Origin of the sequence: Actinoallomurus bryophytorum, from assembly GCF_006716425.1 — a bacterium.
GTDB classification, from domain to species: Bacteria; Actinomycetota; Actinomycetes; order Streptosporangiales; family Streptosporangiaceae; genus Actinoallomurus; species Actinoallomurus bryophytorum.
On record NZ_VFOZ01000002.1, the window covers coordinates 940,118 to 959,645 of the forward strand.

Consider the following 19,528-nt stretch of genomic DNA (forward strand, 5'->3'; position numbering starts at 1 on the left):
ATTGACACTAGTGTGAAGGCAAGCCGGGGGAGGAGCGCCGCCGTGAGGATCGGTGAGATGGCCGAGCGCACCAACGTCTCGACGGACGCGCCTGCTGCACTACTACGAAGAACAGGGCCTGCTCGCCCCCGGGCGGACGCCGAACGGCTACCGCGGCTACCCCGAGCGTCTCCTCAACCGCATCGTGTAGATCCGCGGCCTGCTGGACGCGGGCCTGACCACCAGGATCACCGGGCAGATCCTCCCCTACCTCGATGATCCTGCACGATCCACGTCACGGACGCGACCCCGGAACTCATCGCGGACCTCGAGCGCCATCGCGAGCGGATGGACTCGCGAATCCGCTGCCTTTCCAGGAACCGCGATGCCATCAGCGCCTACCTGGACGCCGGTGCGCGACCCCAGCCCAGGACCGCACCACCGGCACCGATCTGTACCTCCGAGCTGAGAAGTCCGGGCCGCGTTCGCCTCCGATCTGCCCGCCGCCACCACCCGACTTATGGAGGTCAAGCAGCGCGTCGCCGACGAGGAGCGATGCCCTTCGATCGTGTGCCTCAGCTCGCCGAGGTCAGCATTCAGGTCGTTCAGGAGCACGTTTGCAAGGCACGCTCTCAGCCGACAGAGACCGGCGGGAGCGTGAAGACCGAAACCCCCACAACGAGGGTTCCGCGCCGATGCCGACACTGAGCGGGTGACGGGAATCGAACCCGCGCTATCAGCGGGGGAAGTCGGCACCGCCAACCGGTACCACTGACCTGCATCCCGTCAGCGACGGTAATCGCTCCAACCCTTACATACAATGTCGTGGCCGGCATCAAGGCAGGCGCGATCGCGGACCGCTTGATCCATGGATAGAGACAGGTCGATTTTAGTAAGTTGGACGCGGCAAGACGAGTAACGAGACCGCCATTGCTAAAAACCGGTCCAGTCGGCCAGTTGGCGGTACTCCGCGTTAGACCGTGGCGCCGCTCCGTTGCAGCACGTTTCCCGCGAAACCCGGCCCAGGTCATCAAAGTCGATGCCGATACCTGCGGTGCGAAGCACGCCGAACTCGCGGTCCACCGTGTTGCCAAAGATCAGAGGGTCATCCGAGCTAACGCTTACCGCCAGACCGTCCTGCTGCCAGCGGGCGATCGGCAGGTAGCGGGCCGACGGCAGGCCAGCTAGGCGCATGTTGGAGGTGGGGCAGGACTCGACCACGACGCCCGCTTCCCGGCCAGCCGCAAGCGTGCGGCGCAGTCCGGCGGCGACCGGTTCTTCATATCGTTCGCAGAATTGGCGGAAGCGTGACGCGAGGCCAGGACCTGCCGGCCGTTCCAGCCAATGCAGCGCCTTCGGTCCGCCGTGGGTCAAGAAGACGAGCGCGCGGCCGACTGGGCTCATCCAGTCGGGGTGAAATGCCTTCAGGGCCGTTGGCGGGTCGTTGATCTGTGCAGCCAGACGCCTGGGCGTCTCACCCTGCAAGTGCAGTCGGTAACCGCCGATATCGCGGCGCGCCAGCCACGCAGCCAGCAGGCTGTCCGAGTCCACGTCGTACATGGCTAGGCCCGACTCGCCCACTAGGTCGTCGAGGAGTTCGCGAGCGCCATTGGCGAAGTCGTCGCCGAGCGACAGATATGGTGCCACCTCTGAGAGCCAACAGAGGTCCTCAAGGACAGCCCGTCGGTGCAGCTCGCGTGGCCAGCGGGGGGCCACGAATTCAGCGACCGTCGCGTCCAGGGCAAGCCCATGACCGATTCGGTCGACCACTCGGTCTGGAAAGATCAGCTCGCCCACACTTCGGAGGCCCTGCATCCGCCAGAGGAACGATTCCCCGGCATGGCTGTTGGTCACCAGCCCGTGCGGCAGGGCACGTAGGTATTTTAGGAGTGGTACGAACACCCAATTCGGGGTGGTCAGTTCGTCACCGACAACGTCCACGGCAGTTAGCATGGACCGGACGGGCTCATGTTGCTCAAGCAGTCCCTCGATGGCGAGCGCCAAATTCCAGTAACGCGCGAAGTCGTACAAGAGGTAGGGCGCTTGGGCAGATCCGGACCAGTCGCCCTGCCGGAGGAAGGTCATCGGGACCGACAAAGCACGAGCACGTTCGGCCACGGCCGCACTACGCGAGAAGCCGCTTAAATGGCTCCTAAGGCTACTCAAGATCTTCTTTTCGAGACTGGCGGGAGTCGAGAACGGTTGGACGGTCACTGACTTGCGGAACTCAGCCGAGGACACCCGTGGCGAGTGCATAACATTGTCTACCGCCCCAGCGAACGCGAGCCCCTTGAGTTCGCTGATAGCACCGTCGCGTAGCAGTCCCATTTGCTCGAATCGGTCGACGAATATCGGCAATCCTTCGCCAGGACGTGCGCGCAGGAACCTCGTCAAATGTGTGCATGCGATGATCAAACCGCTTAGAAGGTCGCCGTCCTCCAGCACCTCAGCGTCGGCGAATTCCTTAAGCTTGGCGCGGATCAGGTCGGCTGGTGAGTCGATCACTGGCCAGTGCGGCGCGGCTTCCTCTAGGACCTCCCAGGTTAGCCCCGACACTGAGTCCGGCGAATCGGTAGGGTAACGCGAAACCGATAAGGCGAGTTCGGTCACCTCGCGCCAGTACCGCCCGACCCGGATCGATTCGAGGATCACCGGCTCGAGATCGATCAGCCCGCCGCTGCGGACGTAATTCAGGTAGATGATGGCGACGCGGATCCCGTAGATCAGCGCGGCAATTGCGAACGGCTGCCCCACACCGTCATGCGCCGAGAGTTCGCGCATTCCCTTGTCAGTGGTGCGGGCGTTAACGGTCAGGCCGAGCAAGGTGAGCAAACCCATCGACGCGCCCGAGTGCAGGTGCGAGTCGGCCAGATCGATGTCGAGCTCCGCAGGGTTAATCGCGCTGTTGTCGCTGCGGTCGGTGAGAAGCTCGAACGGGAACATAAAATCGAGGTCATACCGTTCGTAGTTGGTGGCGACCGCGCATAGCTTGAGATGGTTGTACTCGGTGCTATCAAGCTGCTCGGCAATGCGGGTTGGCAGATCGTGTCCCACCCCGACCAGCTCGCCTCGGCCCATCCGAGCTAGTTCGAAATGGCTCCGATCGGAGCCGTTCAGCAACGCCGCCTTGGCAAGTTCGTATCCACTGAGGCCGAGCCATTCGATTCGCTGCGCCATATGGGCCGCGAGGAACGCAGCGATCTGAGGGTCGGTCATTGGCGGAGCTCCGCCATAATCGTGGAGATCAGTGCGAGGTTAGCGGTACCCGTGTCGTTGGCCCGCGCAGCGTACTCGTAATTGCCCCGCCTGTCGGTGATGTCGACGGACTCGCTTGTCGTCGCCCTGCCCAGCGCGCTGCGGGCACGGCGCTTGTCATAGTCACCGGTCAGCGGCTCTACAAGAGAGAGCAGTTCCTCGCTGACGTACTCCAACAGTTGCCGATAGCCGACCAGCCATAGACCATCATTGCCGGGGCGCTGCGGCGGGTTCATGTTTTTTGTGACCCGATCACGGAACAGCTGCCGCAGCTCCTCTAGGGCACGCGATGATCGCCCGCCTCGCGTCAGCGTGGCCGACCAGTTCGCGATGATCCACTTCAGCGGTTCTGATGCGATGAACAGCTCGTTGAAGCAGCGAGGCAGCGTCATCTCATACCAGTAGCAGAATGCTTTTCCGGGACTGTAGTCATCAAAAACCAGAGAGTTGCGCTTGAACTCGGCGACGTACTGCAGATATCGCACGCCTGCCCGATCGACCGCCTCGGCCAGCGTGGGCAGCGATGCCCCTGGTCCGATGTCCTCGCCATCCAACCACATCGTGGTAACCAGGCCGATATAGTCGGTGATCAACCGCTCGTAGTTATTCCAGGCCGCCCAACTCTGCTGGGTGCGTAGTACGAGCGCGTTCCATGTCTTCTGCGAACGGCTCAGATATGTCGCACCATAGGAAATCGGGATGCTAAGAAAGAGATCGTCAGTGTCCTGCTGCAGGAGTTTGATCTCCTGGAGATAGCTGAAGTCGCTGACAATCAGATGAGCCGGGCCGGTCGGCCGCCGTGGCTGGAATGCGGAGAGTCGAAATAGGTCTTCGATAAACAAGGCGCTGGCCACATCGGCGAACGGAATTTCGACCGCACCGTTACCCGCCTGACCCTGACCGGGCCCGTCGCTGCCAACGTCACCGACCGGACCGCCAAACCGTCGCAGGCGAATTTTTCCAAGTGGCTCATCGATCGTATTTGTCCACATCCCTATTGGCCGCACCGATAGATTGAGTTTGGTCCAAGCCGCCGAGGCTTTAACAGACACTGGCACCCCCTTGCGGGCCGACTCGACCGACTCGATGTCCAGGCGCACTCCGTATTCCGCATCCTGCGCAACAATATCGACGAAGTGCTTGAGCCACGGTGAGATACTGGGTGTATCGTTGTTGCGCAGAGCCCGCACTAGCTGATCGGAGACCCGCCAAAGGTTCTGCAGCCGCCGCGGCGTCTCAGGCAGCCAGGAGATGCCAGTCACAGGTTCCTCTAAATGAGGGTCGGACGCCTGCGAGAGAAACGTGACGAGCTCCTCGGCCGTCCCGCCATTGGGATCGAGCCGCCGGAAGATTTCGAACAGCAGATCGGACAGCGGTACCGTCTCGCCGATAGGTGTGAAAGCCATTCGGCGCTCATAGCGGAGGTACGGCGGAGAGACAGTACGCGCCGGGCTAATCAGCTTGTCGATCTGCCGCACCGCCAGTCTTTCGGCGTGTGCGCCGGAGACCGAAACACCGAAGTCATGCACTAGGTCGGCAGTCAGATGCACCCGCAAGTCGTCGCGGAACATGCAAACTACCGGCGCGACGCCTCCTACCGACAGGATGATTCGCAGGTCCTCCATGATTTCCCGGGTGCGCCGCGGCACTAGATCACCGTCGTCGATCGGGATGACGACGATGGCGTCACGGTCACGATTGGCCACCTCGCGCAGGAGCCGCATCAGCGCGGCCACGCTAGGCACGAGGTTTTCCTGGAATGAGAGCAGACCCTCGCTGTCTAAGGCGTACTGAGTGAGCGAGGCAGTTCGGAGGGTGTTGGCGAGCACGGGCCGGCCGGTGGCCAGCACCGCTGCGCGGAACGCCCGCTGGACCACGCTGGATACCTGGGTCACGTCGCTGGTCTTCTCGCCGCGCCCGTCCAGGCAGGCCTCGATCATCGTCCGGACGTGGCTCACAATGATCGACAGCAGCGAGTCGGAGGCGCGGAACATTTCCGGCCGAATCAACGGCAGCACGATGTACTTCTGATCACTGAGGAGTTCAACGCACAGCGCCATGAGCAGCGTCGTCTTCCCGGAGCCCCGAGCGCCAGAGATGCCGACGACCGATTCGTCCTCGAGATTGGTCCCCCGGGCGAAGGCCGCCCTGACCGGATCATCGTCGATTTTGACCCGCCGCGGAGGGGTCACATCCCCGAGTAGGTCGCGCAGTGCCGACACCACGTCCCGGACGCCATCCGGAATTGCGGCGTCGCCCTCCATGAAGGCACGACTCGCATGCTCAGTCACGGGCACCAGCTTCAATCGCACCGTTCAGACGCTCGATGATCAACTGATACTCCTCATGGACGACCTCGCGATAGTTGGGGGAGTTGTCGTCTAGCCAGCCGAGGGCGGCCCGCTCATCGTTCGCTGAGATATGCTTTTCGAACTGGGCTAGCTGTACCTGGGTCAGCTTGTTCGCGAGGCGTCTTCCGACCCGCAATTCGAGTGTGTTGTAAATGTCTTGTAGCGCCAAGCGGACTTGTTCTTCCGTCATGTTGACGAAGCCTGCGTCACTTAGCAGCTCGGGACTCAGCGTAATCATGAACACTACCTTCGAAAGTTCCTATCGTGACGATCCAAGCCTCATCGGTCGATAGTCGTCGAACCAGAGGCATCAACGCTCCCCTGCCGGCAACGAGGAATAAATATTCCTTTGAGAGGTAATACCTTCCGGCTTCGAGCTGCAGCCCAGAGGATCCTAGCTTTGGGACGCAAGAGAACCAGCAGCAGAGCATCATCAATTTTATCGACTACGATGCCATGCCCCCGTCCCATTTCTTCCCATCCCACTACATGCGTCGATGTCGATCATTCGAGGCAATGGGAACACGTCTCCGCGAGACGTGCCATCCCTGAACTCAGGGATGGAAGAAATCCGCACATCAAACCGGCTGTCGCATAGCGAGGAGCGTTTCCATCCTGTCCGAAATGCCGATTAACGAACTGGCCGACCGGTATGCGGCAGCGAACGTCGACAAGGGAGCTATTGACAACTGACGCCCCACCCAATGCCGACGACCACCATTGTGGCAAGAGTCCAGCCCACGGCGATGAACAAGTAAGCGAGCCACTGGTAGATGCCGTGGGGTCGAAAACCTCTCCCGCCAAGGTCGGTGATCGACCAGAGGAGGTCGGGGGTGTAGACGAGGGCGTTGAATGCGATGCCTTGGCGGGCTCGACTGGGTGCGGCTGGTGGAGTCCCTAGATCACTGTTCCGGTGAGCAGAAGAGCCACCGCCTAGTAGGCCGTGATGCGTGTTTGTTGGTAGCCGCAGCCGACCGTAGCGTCCTGGACGCGGCCCTGAGTTCGGCGTACCAGGGCAGCGGCGCGCTATGGCGCATACGCCAGTTGCACCACGCGCGCTCCGGCTGTGTCGCCGACCCGCTCTACCGCCGTACGGCGTCGGGCCTCGCGTCTCCTTGAGCGCGCGCCGCCGGCTTTCGGCGACTTCTCCGTACGGCGCTTCGGGCGCCGCCTTTGGGGGTACTCTCCCGAATATCCAATAGGAAGGTTTCCTAAGAGAAGCTTAAGAGACGCTTCCGCCCCCGGTTCGGTCCCCGCCAGGACTACGGCCGGTCCGTAAGTCATCCCCCCGAAGGAGAAACGACATGCGATGGAAGGCACGCATCGCCGGACGGCGGCGCAGGCTCGTCGCCGCCGCGGTCACCACGGCCACCGTTGCGCTCGGCACCGTCTCCGCGCTGAGCCTCGCCGGCCAGGCCGCCGCGGGTGAACCCGCCGCCGCCGCGGCGCTCGGCGGCAACTGGTACGGCGCGGCGCCGTACGTCATGCCGTTCGACAACAGCCCGCCCGACCTCGGCCCGGTGATGAGCGCGACCGGGCAGAAGTCGTTCCAGCTCGCGTTCATCCTCGCCCCGAGCGGCGGTGGATGCAGCCCGACCTGGGACGGCACCCATCCGGTCTCCTCCGACACGCAGGCCGCGTCGGTGATCAACGGCATCCGGGCGGCCGGTGGTGACGTGACCGTCTCGATCGGCGGGTACGGTGGCACGAAGCTCGGCCAGACCTGCGGCGACCCGTCCTCCACCGCCGCGGCGTACCAGCAGGTGATCACCAAGTACGGCCTCAAGGCGATCGACTTCGACCTCGAGGAGCCCGAGTACGAGAACGCGGCCGCGATCCACAACGAGATCGGCGCGGCGAAGATCCTCCAGCAGAACAACTCCGGCCTCTACGTCTCGGTCACCACGGCCGGTACGACCGGGGGCGAGGGCACCGGCTGGTTCGGGAAGCAGATGCTCGCCGAGGCCAAGAGCCAGGGCTTCACGCCCGCCAACTACGCGATCATGCCGTTCGACGGCGGGTTCGGCGGCTCGGCGGCGCAGATCAGCGCGCTGGAGGGCTTCCACTCCACGCTGATGAGCACGTTCGGCTGGAGCAGCGCCACCGCGTACGCGCGCGAGGGCGTCTCCCTGATGAACGGCCGGTCCGACACCGGGGAGTACTTCCGGCAGGCCGACTTCCAGGCCGTGCTGGACTACGCCACCTCGCACGGCCTGTCCCGCTACACGTACTGGTCGGTCAACCGCGACCGGCAGTGCGGCACGCCCGACAACAACGGGCAGACCTCCGGCACCTGCTCGAGCGTCGCGCAGAGCGCCTGGGACTTCACCAAGTTCACCGCGAGGTTCGGCGGCGCCACCCCGCCTCCCCCGCCGACCGACCCTCCGGCGGGTACCTGCGCGGCGCCGGCGTGGAGCGCTTCCAGCGTCTACACCGGCGGCATGGAGGTCACCTACACGAAGCACACCTACAAGGCCAAGTGGTGGACCCAGGGCGAGACGCCCGGCAAGGCCGACGTCTGGACCGACGAAGGACCGTGCAGCTGACCCGGCAGCGCGCGGCCGGCGGCCGGTGGGCGACTCGCCCGCCGGCCGCCGCTTTCGCATGCGGCGATAGGTTTGTGTGCTTTCATGCAGACGCCGCAGCATCGCGAACACCAGGAGTTCCTGTGACCATGCCCGAGGACGAAGCCGCCAAGACGTTCCAGGAGTTCGACTACGACGGTGACGGCTACGTCACCGCCATGGAGTTCAAGCTCGCCATGACCGCCCGCCGCGAGCAGGTCACCGGCGACGAGATCGACTCGATCTTCGGCCACGCGGACCAGGACAACGACGGCAAGATCAACCAGGCGGAGTTCACCAAGGCGTGGAACGCCTGACGTACGGACCTGCCGCTGCTGCCGGGCGTGGCGCGACCACGCCCGGCCGCGGGGATCAGTTCGTCCAGTAGTTGAGGTTGAGCGGGCCGCTCACGAACTCGACCCGCACGGTGTGGGTGCTGCCGGCGGCCAGGCTGAACGTGCCGGCGTTCACGGTCTGGTACGTCTGCCAGCCTCCGGTGTTCGGCAGGGTGACCGTCGGTCCGGCGACACCGTCGACGACGAACCGCAACTGCCGCCCGGCCTCGGTGGTGGCGACCCTCGCCTTGAGTGTCACCGAGCCCTGCAGCGGGATCTCCTGCCACTGCAGCCATTCACCGCTCGCGATGCCGCCGACGTCCCAGCCACCGCCGGTGTCGGTCGTCTTCTCGACGTCGATGTCACCGTCGCGGTAGAGGTTCCACTGGTTTCCGGCCGTGGTGTCCTGGTAGCCGTCCGCCGACTCGGCCTGGACGCGCAGGTCGGCCGGGTACGGGTTCCGCGAGTACCGGCGCAGGATATTGATCATCTGGTTGGGGTAGTCGTACCGGCGCTGGTCGTAGGTCCCGGGCTCGGTCCGCCACATCGTGGCGTTCTCCTCCCAGTCGCTGAAGCCCTCGACCAGGGTCGCGTACGCGCCGGAGCCGGCCGTCTTCTGCAGGTTGCCCGCCAGGGTCTGACCGTGGTTCGCGTCGATGTTCATGTTCGTCGAGCCGCTGGCGAAGTGGAAGCCGGGCACGGTCACGCCGTACGAGCGGCCGTTGAACGTCGTCATCGTCTCGCCGCCGGGCACCGGGAACCACGCGTGCACGCCGTCGACGACCGCGGCGCTGCTCGGGTCCTGCTGTGTCCAGGACTGGTCCGCGATGAGGTACGGGTCGACGTTGAACTCGGCCTTCGCCTTCTGCCGCATCGCGTTCACGAACTTGGTGATGTTGCCGTTGTCCTGGTCGCTGAAGGCGAAGTCGTTGAGCGACCACTCGTAGATGACCGGCCGTCCGTCGATCTTGAAACGCATGTTGTCCGGCACGGCCTGGAAGAACGCCCGCAGGTTGTTGTCCCACCAGTACTTGAGGCCGCCCTCGCCGGTGCCGTTCACGTCCCCGACGTCGAACGGCGGGCTGTACCCGCCGGCATTGTGCTTGTCGAGGTTCTTCTTGTCGGTCAGCGACGCCGGAGTGTCGTCCAGTGCGCTGATCTTGAGCCGGTCGGCGGCGCCGGCCCGGTTGATCGCCGCGACCAGCCCGGCCAGCTTGCGGGTGTCGCCGCCGCCGTTGTACTGCTCCTTTCCGGGGATGTAGCCGCGGATCGTCGGCGCCACGAAGTCGACGCCCGCGGCCAGCAGTTCCTCGACGTAGTTGTCCCAGAACGCGTTCTCGTCCGAGGTCGCCTTGAACATCGGGATGCCGTAGACCGCATTGCCCTGGTTCTCGTACGGTCCGCCGTGCAGGGTCGTACCGGAGAAACCGAACGTCACCCCCAGGTATCCGGAGGTCGCGGCCGGTGCGCGCGCGGGCAGTGCCCCCGCTGGGGCCTGCGCGCCGGACGGCGCGAGCGGCACGACGGCGGCGACCGAGGCCACGGCCGCGGTCACGTACAAGGATGAGCGGCGTCTTCCGCGCATGAGTGATTCCTCTGGGGCTCGGAGGCGACCGCCCGGACCGCTGGCGGGCGATCCAGGCAGCATGATCACGGCATGCTAGTGGTCTTCGAGGGGGATCCACTTGTGCGACCAGGAGAGCACCGCGTCCAGGACCGGCTCCAGGTCGAGCCCCTTCGTCGTGAGGCGGTACTCGACCTGGACCGGCGAGGTGGGGAGCACCCGGCGCTCGACGAGCCCGTCGGCCTCGAGAGTCCGCAGCCGCTCCGCCAGCATGGTGTCGCTCACACCGGGGATGGCCGCCTTGATCTGGGCGTAGCGGTGCTGGTCGGTGAACAGGACACGGAGGATCGCCCCGGTCCAGCGCGCACCGATCAGCTCGATCGCGGCGTGAAACCGCGTGCAAACCGGGTGGATCTCGGGCATGACCTGCCTCTCAGTTCGCTCCGCCCTCGTCCGTGCGCAGCGGGCGGAGGGCCGCCTCGACTCGTGCCAGTTCCTCGAACATCGCCTTCGCGGAGGTGATCATCAAGTCGTTCGGGACGAAATTCTCCTCCTCGTCGATGTACTGGTGGACGAAGGGGATGGCGACCGCCTCGAAGACGGGGGTCATCCGGAGCGTGGTGAGAACCTGCTTGAGCATCTGGGCGGCGCGCAGGCCGCCACCGATGCCGCCGTAGCTGACCAGGCCGACCGGCTTGTACTTCCACTCGTTGTGCAGGTAGTCGATGGCGTTCTTGAGCGGCGCGGTGTAGCCGTAGTTGTACTCCGGCATGACGAAGACGAACGCGTCCGTTCCGCGGATCTTCGCGCTCCAGTCGAGCGTGTGCTGATGCGTGTACTGGCCGAGCCGCGGATGGTTGGGCTCATCCATGAACGGCAGGTTCAGCTCGGCGAGGTCGGTCAGCTCGATCTCGTCGAAGCCGGCGTGCTCCCGCGCCTGGGTGTCGGTCCACTGCCCGATCGGCAGTCCGAGCCGCCCGGGACGGGTGCTCGCGATGATGATCCCCAACTTGGCCACGCTACGTCTCCTCGCTCTGTCGGCTCGGCGGCTCCGCGAGCGGGCCGAGCCCAGCGGGTCCGCCTCACGGCGAACCCAGGTTTCCTGAGTCACTAAGGAGATCTTAGTTCATGACCGGAGCGGAGGCGCCACGGGGTCGCCCACACGGCGCCACCCCGGGGTGTCGCCGCCCTGGTCGCCGCCCACGACGCTTACCCTGGGCGGGTTACCGATTCGTAGCAAAAGGAGCGATATGTCCGTCGAGGCGACGCCGCAGCGGGACGAGATGCGCGGCCGCTGGGTGGTACTGGGCGCGCTGATGCTCGCCATGCTGCTGGCGGCCCTCGACCAGACGATCGTCTCCACCGCGCTGCCGACGATCGTCAGCGACCTCGGCGGCTTCAGCCACCTGTCCTGGGTGGTCACCGCGTACCTGCTCGCGACGACGGCCTCCACCCCGCTGTGGGGCAAACTCGGCGACCAGTACGGCCGCAAGCCACTGTTCATCAGCGCGATCGTCGTGTTCCTGGCCGGGTCGGTGCTGTGCGGGATCGCCTGGAGCATGGGCTCGCTGATCGGCTTCCGCGCGATGCAGGGCGTCGGCGGCGGTGGTCTCATGGTGCTCGCGCAGGCGATCGTCGGCGATGTGGTGCCTCCTCGCGAGCGCGGTCGCTACCAGGGCGTGTTCGGGGCGGTGTTCGGCGTGGCCAGCGTCGTCGGACCGCTGCTGGGCGGCCTGTTCGTCGACCACCTGAGCTGGCGCTGGGTCTTCTACGTCAACCTGCCGATCGGCGTCCTCGCGCTGGTCGTGATCACGGCGGTCCTGCGCGGCGGAGGCGAGCGGCGGCACCACACGATCGACTATCTGGGCACGGCCCTGCTCGCCGGCGCGGCCGTGTGCCTGGTGCTCATGACCACCTGGGCCGGCAGCCAGTACCCCTGGGGCTCCTGGCAGATCATCGGGCTGGGCACCGCGGCCGTGGTCCTCGCCGTCGCGTGGGGCCTCGTCGAGCGGCGTGCCGCCGAGCCGGTGCTGCCGCTGCACCTGTTCCGCAAGCCGGTCTTCTCCCTGGGGTCGGCGATCGGCTTCGTCGTCGGCTTCGCCATGTTCGGCGCCCTCACCTTCCTGCCGATCTTCCTGCAGGTGGTGCACGGCATCTCCCCGACTCTGTCGGGGGTCCACCTCCTGCCGATGATGGCCGGGCTGCTGGTGACCTCGATCCTGTCCGGCCAGCTCATCTCCCGTACCGGCCACTACCGGGTCTTTCCGATCCTCGGCACCGCCGTGACCGCGACCGGGCTGTTCCTGCTGTCCCAGATGTCGGAGCACACCTCGACACTCGTGATGAGCTGCTACTTCTGCGTGCTCGGCTTCGGTCTCGGCCTGGTCCTGCAGGTGCTCATCATCGCCGTACAGAACGCGGTCGACTACGAGGACCTCGGCGCGGCCACGTCGGGAGTGTCGTTCTTCCGGTCGATCGGCGGGTCGTTCGGGGTGGCCGTGTTCGGGTCGATCTTCGCCAACCGGCTCGCCGCCAACACCGCGGACGCCCTGCGCGGCGCGCGGCTGCCGGCCGGGTTCGACCCCGACACGATCCGGCGTGACCCTAAGGTCGTCGCCACCTTCCCGCCTCAGGTCGCGGCGAAGGTCCTGCACGCCTACTCGCTGTCGATCCAGAGCGTCTTCGCCTGGGCGGTGCCGGTGGCGATCCTGGCGTTCGTGCTCACGTGGTTCCTGCGGGAGAACCCGCTGAGGATGACCTCCCAGGCCTCCGACCTCGGCGAGGGACTCGGCGGCGCGCCGACCGAACGCTCCTCGCGCCACGAGATCGAGCGCGCGCTCTCCCAGCTCATGCGCCGCGACGCGCGCGCCGAGGAGATGTACGCGCGGCTCGGCACGCTCGCCGGAGTGGACCTGCCGCCCGGCAGCATGTGGGCGCTGTGCCGGATCGCCAGGGACGGCTCCGTCAGGGGCACCGACCTCGCCGAACGCGCCGAGGTCACCGTCGACGAGGGGCGCCCGTACACCGACCGCCTGGTCTCCGCCGGTCTCGTCGACCGTGAGGACGGCACACTGCGGATCACCGAGACGGGGCGCGCGGTCGCCGACCGGCTGGTCGAGACCCGGCGCGAGGCGCTCGAGCGGATGTGCGACGGCTGGCACCCCGAGGACCACCCCGAGCTCGCCGGCCTGCTGCGCGGGCTCGCGGCGGACTCCCTCGGCAACGCCGGCGACCGGGCGCTCGTACGGGAGGCCGCCGACAGACGGCCATGAGCGGCCTGCGCGTCAGGTGAGCTCGCCGATGAGGACCTCGACGGCCCGTACGTACGCGTCGTGGTCGAGGTCCGCGTCCCACGCGGTCTGCAGAGCCAGCCCCTGGTAGATCGCGATGAGCACCCGGATGAGGCCGTCGGGAGGCAGGTCCGCACGCAGGTCGCCGCGTTCCTGGGCGGCGCGGATCAGCCCGGTGAGGACCTCACGGGGTGCGTCCACCCCCTCGCGGGCCACGGCCTGGACCCGCGGCGAGCGCAGCGCCTCGGCCCAGATCTGCACCCCCAGCCGCGTCCGGTCCCGCTCCGCGGGCTCGGCGAGCGAGCGCAGCAGGCCGAGGTAGCCGGACGCGACGTCGCCGAGCGCTCCGGGGGCGCGTACGTCGGTATGCAGCAGCTGCTCGGCCCGGCGCTCCTGCCACTGGCCCGCGATCGCGGCGACCATGTCCTCCTTGTCCGCGAAGTAGCGGTAGACCAGACCGGGGCTGAGGCCGGACTCCGCGGCGATGTCCTGGATGGTCGTGCGGTGGAACCCGGCACGGGCGAAGCACCGGGCGGCGCCGTCGAGGATCTCCTGGCGCCGTGCCCGCAGGTGCTCGTCGCTGACCTTGGGCACCTACTCCACCTCCGCCTGGGCGATCCGGTAGAAGGGCGCGGCCGGTTCGTGCCGGCCGAGCGGTCCGAGGTACTCCTCGGCGGCCTGCCGCGCCGAGCGGTCGACGGTCAGCCTCATCCCCCGCTCCGCGAGGTGGCCGGGGAGCTCGTCCGGGACGAAGCCGAAGGTGAAAGGTTCACCGGCGGCACGGACCGTGGCGGCCCATTCGGCCAACCCGTCGAAGTCGCCGGTGCCATCGAGCGCCCTCCGGTCCATGTAGGTGAAGATGATCTGGCTTCCGGGTGCCGTCGCCGAGGTGAGCGCGGCGAACGTGGCGTCGACGGACCGCGCGTCGAGGTAGTTCGTCACGCCCTCCCAGACCACCGCCGTACGCTCGCGGCGCAGCCCGGCCTGCCGCAGCACGAGAGCCAGGTCCGCGTCGCTCAGGTCGGCGGGCACGAAACGGACGTGGCCGCGCCGGTCCGCGGGCACGGCCCGGCCGACCAGCCGGCGTTTCAGCGCCTGGGTCGCCGGGTGGTCGACCTCGAAGACGGCCGCCGAGCGCATGCCCGCGAGCCGGAAGGCGCGACTGTCATAGCCCGCGCCGAGCAGCACCACCTGCTGGACGCCGTCGGCCAGCGCGGCGTCCAGCAGGTCGTCGATGAGCCGGGTCCGCACCACCGCCGACGCCCGCGGCCCCGCGGGCCAGCGCCGGTCGATGAAGCGCTCGATCCGCCCGCCGACGCCCGGCAGCCGCGCGAACGCCACCACCAGCCGGTAGCCGGGCCCCAGCGCCGCCGCGGCGTACGGATCGTCGAACAGGCGCCGGCCGTGCCGCACCGACTCCAGCGCACGGAAGAGCGCGACATGTCGCGCCGTCCGGCTCGGTCTGTTCCGCATGCGGAGAATAATAGTGAACGAACATTTATTTTTTAAGTGTCAGTGCTCGGTCACGGGCGTACGTCGATCAGGTCGACCTCCATCAGGTCGGCGAGCGCGCGCAGGTCGGTGATGCGGTGGCCGGTGCCGAGTGCCCAGTGGTGGGAGATGCCGGTCGCGCTCCACAGGTCGGTCCACTCCCCCGGGTCCATGCCGAAGTCGACGCGGGAGGTGGTGTTGCCGATGCGCAGGTGCGGCCCATCGACGACCTCGCCCTCCGAGGCCACGAACGCGTACCGGCCGTCGCGGTCCTGACGCAGGCCGAACGCGGTGACCGGTCCGTGCTTGACGTCGAACTCGACCGAGACGCCGTACCCGCGCTTGCCGTGGTAGACGCCGAGCCCGCGCAGCAGCGGCCGCCCGTCGCTGATGGCCAGGTGCGCCGGGCCGTCGTGGCCCATTTCGACGTGGCCGCGCTGGAAGTCCAGCGCCTGGAACTCGGTGAACGACCCGCCCGCGCCCAGCCGGTCCATGATCAGCATGGCCAGCGAGGTGCGCAGCTCGTACTCCCCCACGGCGGGGACGCCGCGCGCGGTCAGCAGAGAACCGCCGAGGATCATGCCCGCGCCCAGCCGTTCGTGGACCTCCCCGTCCAGGCCGCGGTGGTAGTAGGCGAGGCTGTCCAGGCCGAAGTCCTCGACGAGGCGGTCCAGTCCGACCGCGACGCGTGCCGCCCAGTCGAAGTCATCGTCGTTCACCGACTCGTCCAGCGAGAAGACGTCCGTGGCCTCCTTCTTCTTGGCCGCGGCCTCGGCGTCGGTGACCTTCTCGACGCGTACGCGCAGGTCGTCGAATTCCACGACCTCCATGTGACCACCGAAGTTGGCCGACACGAGGGTCAGATCGGTCGAGACGTCGAGCATCCCGGGATACAGGTGGCCCATGAGGCCGTGCCGCCCCCGCCGCAACGCCCCGCGCACTCCGGCCGCGCGCACCCAGCGGCCGATCTTCGCCCAGGCGCGCTCGTCCTCCAGGTAGCCCGACACGGAACGGAACGGGATGCCGCAGCGCAGGAAGGCGTTGGCCATCTCGGGCAGCGGGCAGGCGCCGCAGTACGCCAGCCACTGCCCGGTGTCGAACGTCTCGTGCTCCATCGTCTCGGTCGGCTGCAGGTTGATCAGCAGGACCGGCGCGCCGCTGCGCTGCGCGATGGGCACGAGCATCGTCGCGGTCATGTACGTCGTGAGGAACCCGACGATGATGTCGCAGCCCGCCGCCCGCAGCTTCTCGGCCGCGACGGCCGCCTCCTGCGCGTCGGAGACGAACCCGGCGTCGACGACCTCGGCGCCGAGCCCACGCATCCGTTCCGACACGCGTTCGGCGGAGCGCCGGAGCTGCGGCAGCAGGTCGGGGAACTGCGGCCAGTAGGCCCCGAGCCCACCGGCGACCAGCCCCACGCGTACTCCGGTATCGGTCATGTCCTCACTCCGTTTCGTTCGGTGACGGCGGGCCCGCGCCCGGCCGGATTCCGCGGGCCCGCCGCCGGTCTAGGTGCCCGGGGCGCTGAAGTGCCAGTGCCCCGAGCCGATGGTGAACACGGCGGCGCCGTCGCGCAGGTGCACGAACCGCGCGCCGTCCTGGGCCACGCTGCCTCCGCTGCGGTCCGGCACCCGTACCTCGGCGGTGCTGTTGACCGGCACGTCCACGTCGAGCGTGAACCTCCCGCCGGTCGTGGACCAGCGGCTGCTGACGCGGCCGTAGTCGGTCTGGTAGCTCGCCGACGCCCAGCGCACCTTCCCGCCGGGCCGCGGCTGGATGACGACGCGCTGGTAGCCGGGCGAGGCGGGAGCGATGCCGGCGATGTTGGTGTACATCCAGTCGCCGACCGAGCCGAGCCCGTAGTGGTTGAAGGAGTTCATGCCCGGGTCGTTGAACGTGCCGTCGGTCCTGATGCCGTCCCAGCGCTCCCAGATCGTGGTCGCGCCTTTGCCGATCTCATAGCCCCACGAGGGGAACGTCGTCTGCTCCAGGATCTGGTACGCGACGTCGTTGTGGCCGGTCCTCGTCAGCGTCGGCAGTAGCTCGCCGGTGCCGAGGAACCCGGTGGTGAGGTGCCCGCCGTGAGCGGCGATGTTGGCCACCAGCTTATTCGCGGCGGGCGTGACCTGGGCATCCGGCAGCAGGTTGTCCGACAGCGCGAGCACGTAGGCCGTCTGGCTGCCGCCGCCGACCGTTCCGTCCGATTTCACGTACTTCGCGTCGAACGCGTCGCGGATCTGACCCCACAGCGTGCGGTACGTCGCCGCGGCGTCGTGGTCGCCGATGCCGTCCGCCATCTGCGCGACCAGGTCGACCGAGTGGGCGAAGTAGGCCGTGCCGATGAGGTCGAGCGGGGTGTCGTCGCCGACGTTGAGCCAGTCGCCGTAGCCCTGCGCGGGACGGATCAGGCCGGTGCTGTGCGCCTTGAGGTAGTCGATCCACTTGCGCATCGCCGGATAGCGGTCCCGTACGACCTGGAGGTCGCCGTACCGCTGCCACAGCGTGAACGGGATGATCACGCCCGCGTCGCCCCAGCCGGCCGTGCCCGAGCCCGCGGAGACGGCCGGGGCGACGTCGGTGAACGCCCCGTCGGCCGTCTGGGCGTCGGCCAGGTCGGTGGTGAACTTGGCCAGGAACGCGTCGGCGTCCATGTTGAACGTCGAGGTCGGCGCGAACGCCCCGATGTCGCCCGTCCAGCCGAGCCGTTCGTCGCGTTGCGGGCAGTCGGTGGGAACGCTGAAGAAGTTGCCCTTCTGCCCCCACACGATGTTGTGCTGGATCTGGTTGACCAGCGGGTCGGAGGTGGTGAGCGTGCCGTTCGGCGGCGCGTCCGCGTGCGCGACGACACCGTCGACGGACGCGAGGGACGGCGTGCCCGGATAGCCGGTGACCTCGACGTACCGGTAGCCGCGGTAGGTGAACCGCGGTTCGTACGTCTCGGTGCCGCCGCCCTTCAGCGTGTAGCGGTCGGTGTCGACGGCGCCACGCAGGTTGGCGGTGTAGAGGGTGCCGTCCGGATTGAGCACCTCGCCGTTGCGCAGGGTCACGGTGGTGCCGGCCGGGCCGGACACGTGCAGCCGGTTCCAGCCGACCATGTTCTGGCCGAGATCGAAGATGTAGGTGCCCGGCTTGGGCTGGGTCATCTTCACGGCGTGCAGGACGGTGTCGACGCGTACCGGCGGGCCGGCCTGCGCCACGAGGTTGGGCGTCGCGGTGCCGAGCTTGGCCGTGGTCCAGCCGCCGTCGTCGTAGCCGGGAGCGTCCCAGCCGGCCCGTTCGTTACGCGCGTCGTAGGTCTCGCCCTGGTAGATGTCGGAGGAGGTGAGCGGGCTGGCCGCGGTCTTCCACGTGCCGTCGGTGCCGACGGTCTGGGACGTGCCGTCGGTGTAGTCGACGCGGAGCTGCCCGAGGAACCACGGCTGCTGCCCGTACACGTGGGTGCCGGCGAAGCCGATGTTCCCGGCGTACCAGCCGGGCGCGAGCAGCGCCCCGATCGCGTTGCCGCCCTGCCGCAGCATCGAGGTCACGTCATAGGTCTGGTACTGGACCCGCTTGTTGTAGTCGGTCCAGCCCGGGGTGAAGTCGTCGTCGCCGACGCGGGCGCCGTTGATGTGCGCCTCGTACAGGCCCAGCGCGGAGACGTACAGGCGGGCCGCGGCGACCGGCTTGGTCACCTGGAACCCGCGGCGCAGGTACGGCACCGGCGGCGACGGCTGGGCGACCTGGTCGGCCCACGGACCCGAGCCGTACGCGGCGGCGTCCTTGGCGGCGGGCCAGGAGGAGTCGTCGAAGCCCGGCTGCTCCCAGCCGTCCGGCGCGGTCTGGGCGGCCTTGAAGGAGCCGTCGGTGACGAGGTCGAGCGGCGCGGCGCCGGAGCGTTCGACTTGGAGCCGGCCGATGACCCCGGCCGGGCTCTCGGTGGTGTTGACCGCCTCGATCGCGATGGTGTTGGTGCCGGGGCGCAGTGCCGACGTCACGTCGGCGAGCTGCCCCTGTTTCCAGGAGTCGGTGACCTGCGGGGACGCGGAGACGCGCTTGCCGTTGACGTACAGCGTGAAACCGTCGTCGGCGGTCAGCGTGAACTGCGCGCCGGTGATCGCGCCGGCGCCCAGGTCGACGGTACGGCGGAAGTAGCGGGTCGAGACGGGCTCACCGGCGGTGGGGTCGCCCTCGGGGTACCAGATCCAGTGGGCACCGGACAGGCTCGGTGTCGTGGCGGGGCTGCCGATCCACGACGCCGTCCAGTCCTGCGCGGCCAGGCCGGTCTCGAAGGTGGACGCCTTGCTCCAGGCCGAGGGCCTGGCCTGGCCGTCCCACACGCGGACGCGCCAGTAGTACCGGGTCTGCGACCGTGGCGCCGGGCCGCCGTACGGGACGTCGACCGACTGGGCACCGGCGACCCGGCCGCTGTCCCAGACGTCGGCGCGGCCGCTGTTCAGGTGCGCACGGGTGGCGGCGACCTGGACCTGGTAGGCGGTCTGGGCCTGCCCGCGTACGGCCGAGGCGAGCCGCCAGCCGAGGCCGGGCCGGGTCACGTCGGTGCCGAGCGGGTCGGACGCACGCGCGGTCGTCGTCGCCAACACACGCAGGCGCGAGGCCGCGGCGGCGGACGCCGGTCGTGCGGTGAGACCGCAGGTGATGAGGAGGGCCATTAACACGACGAGGGAGAGGACGGGGCGGGGCGCTCGCATCGGGTGAT

15 protein-coding genes are annotated in these 19,528 nt (G+C 67.6%); 5 read left to right on the plus strand and 10 right to left on the minus strand.

Annotated features, from left to right (window positions below):
• Positions 1–52: 52 nt before the first annotated feature.
• Positions 53–190, plus strand: a complete 138-nt coding sequence (locus FB559_RS46520) for a MerR family DNA-binding transcriptional regulator (protein WP_342781051.1) — start codon at positions 53–55, stop codon at positions 188–190.
• A 722-nt stretch (positions 191–912) separates the two neighbouring features.
• On the opposite strand, the gene FB559_RS40380 is transcribed toward FB559_RS46520, so the two are convergent.
• The 3 genes from FB559_RS40380 to FB559_RS40390 are packed head-to-tail and all read right to left on the minus strand — an operon-like array spanning position 913 to position 5,823.
• Positions 913–3,195 carry a hypothetical protein gene (locus tag FB559_RS40380; RefSeq protein ID WP_141962854.1) on the minus strand — a complete coding sequence of 761 codons (2,283 nt, stop codon included), beginning with the start codon at positions 3,193–3,195 and terminating at the stop codon, positions 913–915.
• Positions 3,192–5,546, minus strand: coding sequence for a P-loop NTPase family protein (locus FB559_RS40385; protein ID WP_141962855.1), 2,355 nt, complete (start codon positions 5,544–5,546; stop codon positions 3,192–3,194). Before FB559_RS40385 ends, FB559_RS40380 begins: the two co-directional genes overlap by 4 nt.
• Entirely contained in the window at positions 5,518–5,823 is a 306-nt protein-coding gene (locus FB559_RS40390) for a DUF5663 domain-containing protein (protein ID WP_141962856.1), read from the minus strand. Before FB559_RS40390 ends, FB559_RS40385 begins: the two co-directional genes overlap by 29 nt.
• Before the next feature lie 716 nt (positions 5,824–6,539).
• Here FB559_RS40390 and FB559_RS44400 point away from each other — a divergent pair.
• The 3 genes from FB559_RS44400 (at position 6,540) to FB559_RS40400 (ending at position 8,466) form a co-directional block, all read left to right on the plus strand.
• On the plus strand, positions 6,540–6,704 hold the full coding sequence (locus FB559_RS44400; protein WP_185792706.1) for a hypothetical protein: 165 nt from the start codon (positions 6,540–6,542) through the stop codon (positions 6,702–6,704).
• 185 nt (positions 6,705–6,889) lie between these two features.
• Positions 6,890–8,131 carry a chitinase gene (locus FB559_RS40395; RefSeq protein ID WP_141962857.1) on the plus strand — a complete coding sequence of 414 codons (1,242 nt, stop codon included), beginning with the start codon at positions 6,890–6,892 and terminating at the stop codon, positions 8,129–8,131.
• Between the two features lie 128 nt (positions 8,132–8,259).
• Entirely contained in the window at positions 8,260–8,466 is a 207-nt protein-coding gene (locus FB559_RS40400; protein ID WP_141962858.1) for an EF-hand domain-containing protein, read from the plus strand.
• A gap of 55 nt (positions 8,467–8,521) precedes the next feature.
• On the opposite strand, the gene FB559_RS40405 is transcribed toward FB559_RS40400, so the two are convergent.
• The 3 genes from FB559_RS40405 to FB559_RS40415 all read right to left on the minus strand — a co-directional run bounded on the left by FB559_RS40405 (position 8,522) and on the right by FB559_RS40415 (position 11,066).
• Positions 8,522–10,069: a DUF5010 domain-containing protein gene (locus tag FB559_RS40405; RefSeq protein ID WP_185792707.1), complete on the minus strand. Its 1,548-nt coding sequence runs from the start codon at positions 10,067–10,069 to the stop codon at positions 8,522–8,524.
• A 75-nt stretch (positions 10,070–10,144) separates the two neighbouring features.
• Positions 10,145–10,471 carry a winged helix-turn-helix transcriptional regulator gene (locus tag FB559_RS40410; protein WP_141962860.1) on the minus strand — a complete coding sequence of 109 codons (327 nt, stop codon included), beginning with the start codon at positions 10,469–10,471 and terminating at the stop codon, positions 10,145–10,147.
• A 10-nt stretch (positions 10,472–10,481) separates the two neighbouring features.
• Positions 10,482–11,066, minus strand: a complete 585-nt coding sequence (locus tag FB559_RS40415) for an NADPH-dependent FMN reductase (RefSeq protein ID WP_141962861.1) — start codon at positions 11,064–11,066, stop codon at positions 10,482–10,484.
• Between the two features lie 232 nt (positions 11,067–11,298).
• On the opposite strand from FB559_RS40415, the gene FB559_RS40420 reads away from it, so the two are divergent.
• Positions 11,299–13,320: an MFS transporter gene (locus FB559_RS40420; protein WP_141962862.1), complete on the plus strand. Its 2,022-nt coding sequence runs from the start codon at positions 11,299–11,301 to the stop codon at positions 13,318–13,320.
• Between the two features lie 12 nt (positions 13,321–13,332).
• On the opposite strand, the gene FB559_RS40425 is transcribed toward FB559_RS40420, so the two are convergent.
• From FB559_RS40425 to FB559_RS40440, 4 genes are all read right to left on the minus strand, one after another.
• Complete coding sequence (locus FB559_RS40425) at positions 13,333–13,932, minus strand: TetR/AcrR family transcriptional regulator (RefSeq protein ID WP_141962863.1); 600 nt, start codon at positions 13,930–13,932, stop codon at positions 13,333–13,335.
• On the minus strand, positions 13,933–14,811 hold the full coding sequence (locus FB559_RS40430; RefSeq protein ID WP_141962864.1) for a class I SAM-dependent methyltransferase: 879 nt from the start codon (positions 14,809–14,811) through the stop codon (positions 13,933–13,935).
• Positions 14,812–14,861: 50 nt separating this feature from the next.
• A complete protein-coding gene (locus tag FB559_RS40435) occupies positions 14,862–16,268 on the minus strand; it encodes an L-fucose/L-arabinose isomerase family protein (RefSeq protein ID WP_141962865.1) in 1,407 nt (468 codons plus the stop codon).
• Between the two features lie 69 nt (positions 16,269–16,337).
• Entirely contained in the window at positions 16,338–19,520 is a 3,183-nt protein-coding gene (locus FB559_RS40440; RefSeq protein ID WP_141962866.1) for a family 78 glycoside hydrolase catalytic domain, read from the minus strand.
• Between the last annotated feature and the right edge of the window lie 8 nt (positions 19,521–19,528).

Excerpts from the sequence above, each read along its gene's own strand:
- FB559_RS40380 (WP_141962854.1), bottom strand. The coding sequence starts at position 3,195 with ATGACCGACCCTCAGATCGCTGCGTTCCTCGCGGCCCATATGGCGCAG.
- FB559_RS40390 (WP_141962856.1), bottom strand. The coding sequence starts at position 5,823 with ATGATTACGCTGAGTCCCGAGCTGCTAAGTGACGCAGGCTTCGTCAAC.
- FB559_RS40395 (WP_141962857.1), top strand. The coding sequence starts at position 6,890 with ATGCGATGGAAGGCACGCATCGCCGGACGGCGGCGCAGGCTCGTCGCC.
- FB559_RS40400 (WP_141962858.1), top strand. The coding sequence starts at position 8,260 with ATGCCCGAGGACGAAGCCGCCAAGACGTTCCAGGAGTTCGACTACGAC.
- FB559_RS40405 (WP_185792707.1), bottom strand. The coding sequence starts at position 10,069 with ATGCGCGGAAGACGCCGCTCATCCTTGTACGTGACCGCGGCCGTGGCC.
- FB559_RS40410 (WP_141962860.1), bottom strand. The coding sequence starts at position 10,471 with ATGCCCGAGATCCACCCGGTTTGCACGCGGTTTCACGCCGCGATCGAG.
- FB559_RS40420 (WP_141962862.1), top strand. The coding sequence starts at position 11,299 with ATGTCCGTCGAGGCGACGCCGCAGCGGGACGAGATGCGCGGCCGCTGG.
- FB559_RS40430 (WP_141962864.1), bottom strand. The coding sequence starts at position 14,811 with ATGCGGAACAGACCGAGCCGGACGGCGCGACATGTCGCGCTCTTCCGT.
- FB559_RS40435 (WP_141962865.1), bottom strand. The coding sequence starts at position 16,268 with ATGACCGATACCGGAGTACGCGTGGGGCTGGTCGCCGGTGGGCTCGGG.
- FB559_RS40440 (WP_141962866.1), bottom strand. The coding sequence starts at position 19,520 with ATGCGAGCGCCCCGCCCCGTCCTCTCCCTCGTCGTGTTAATGGCCCTC.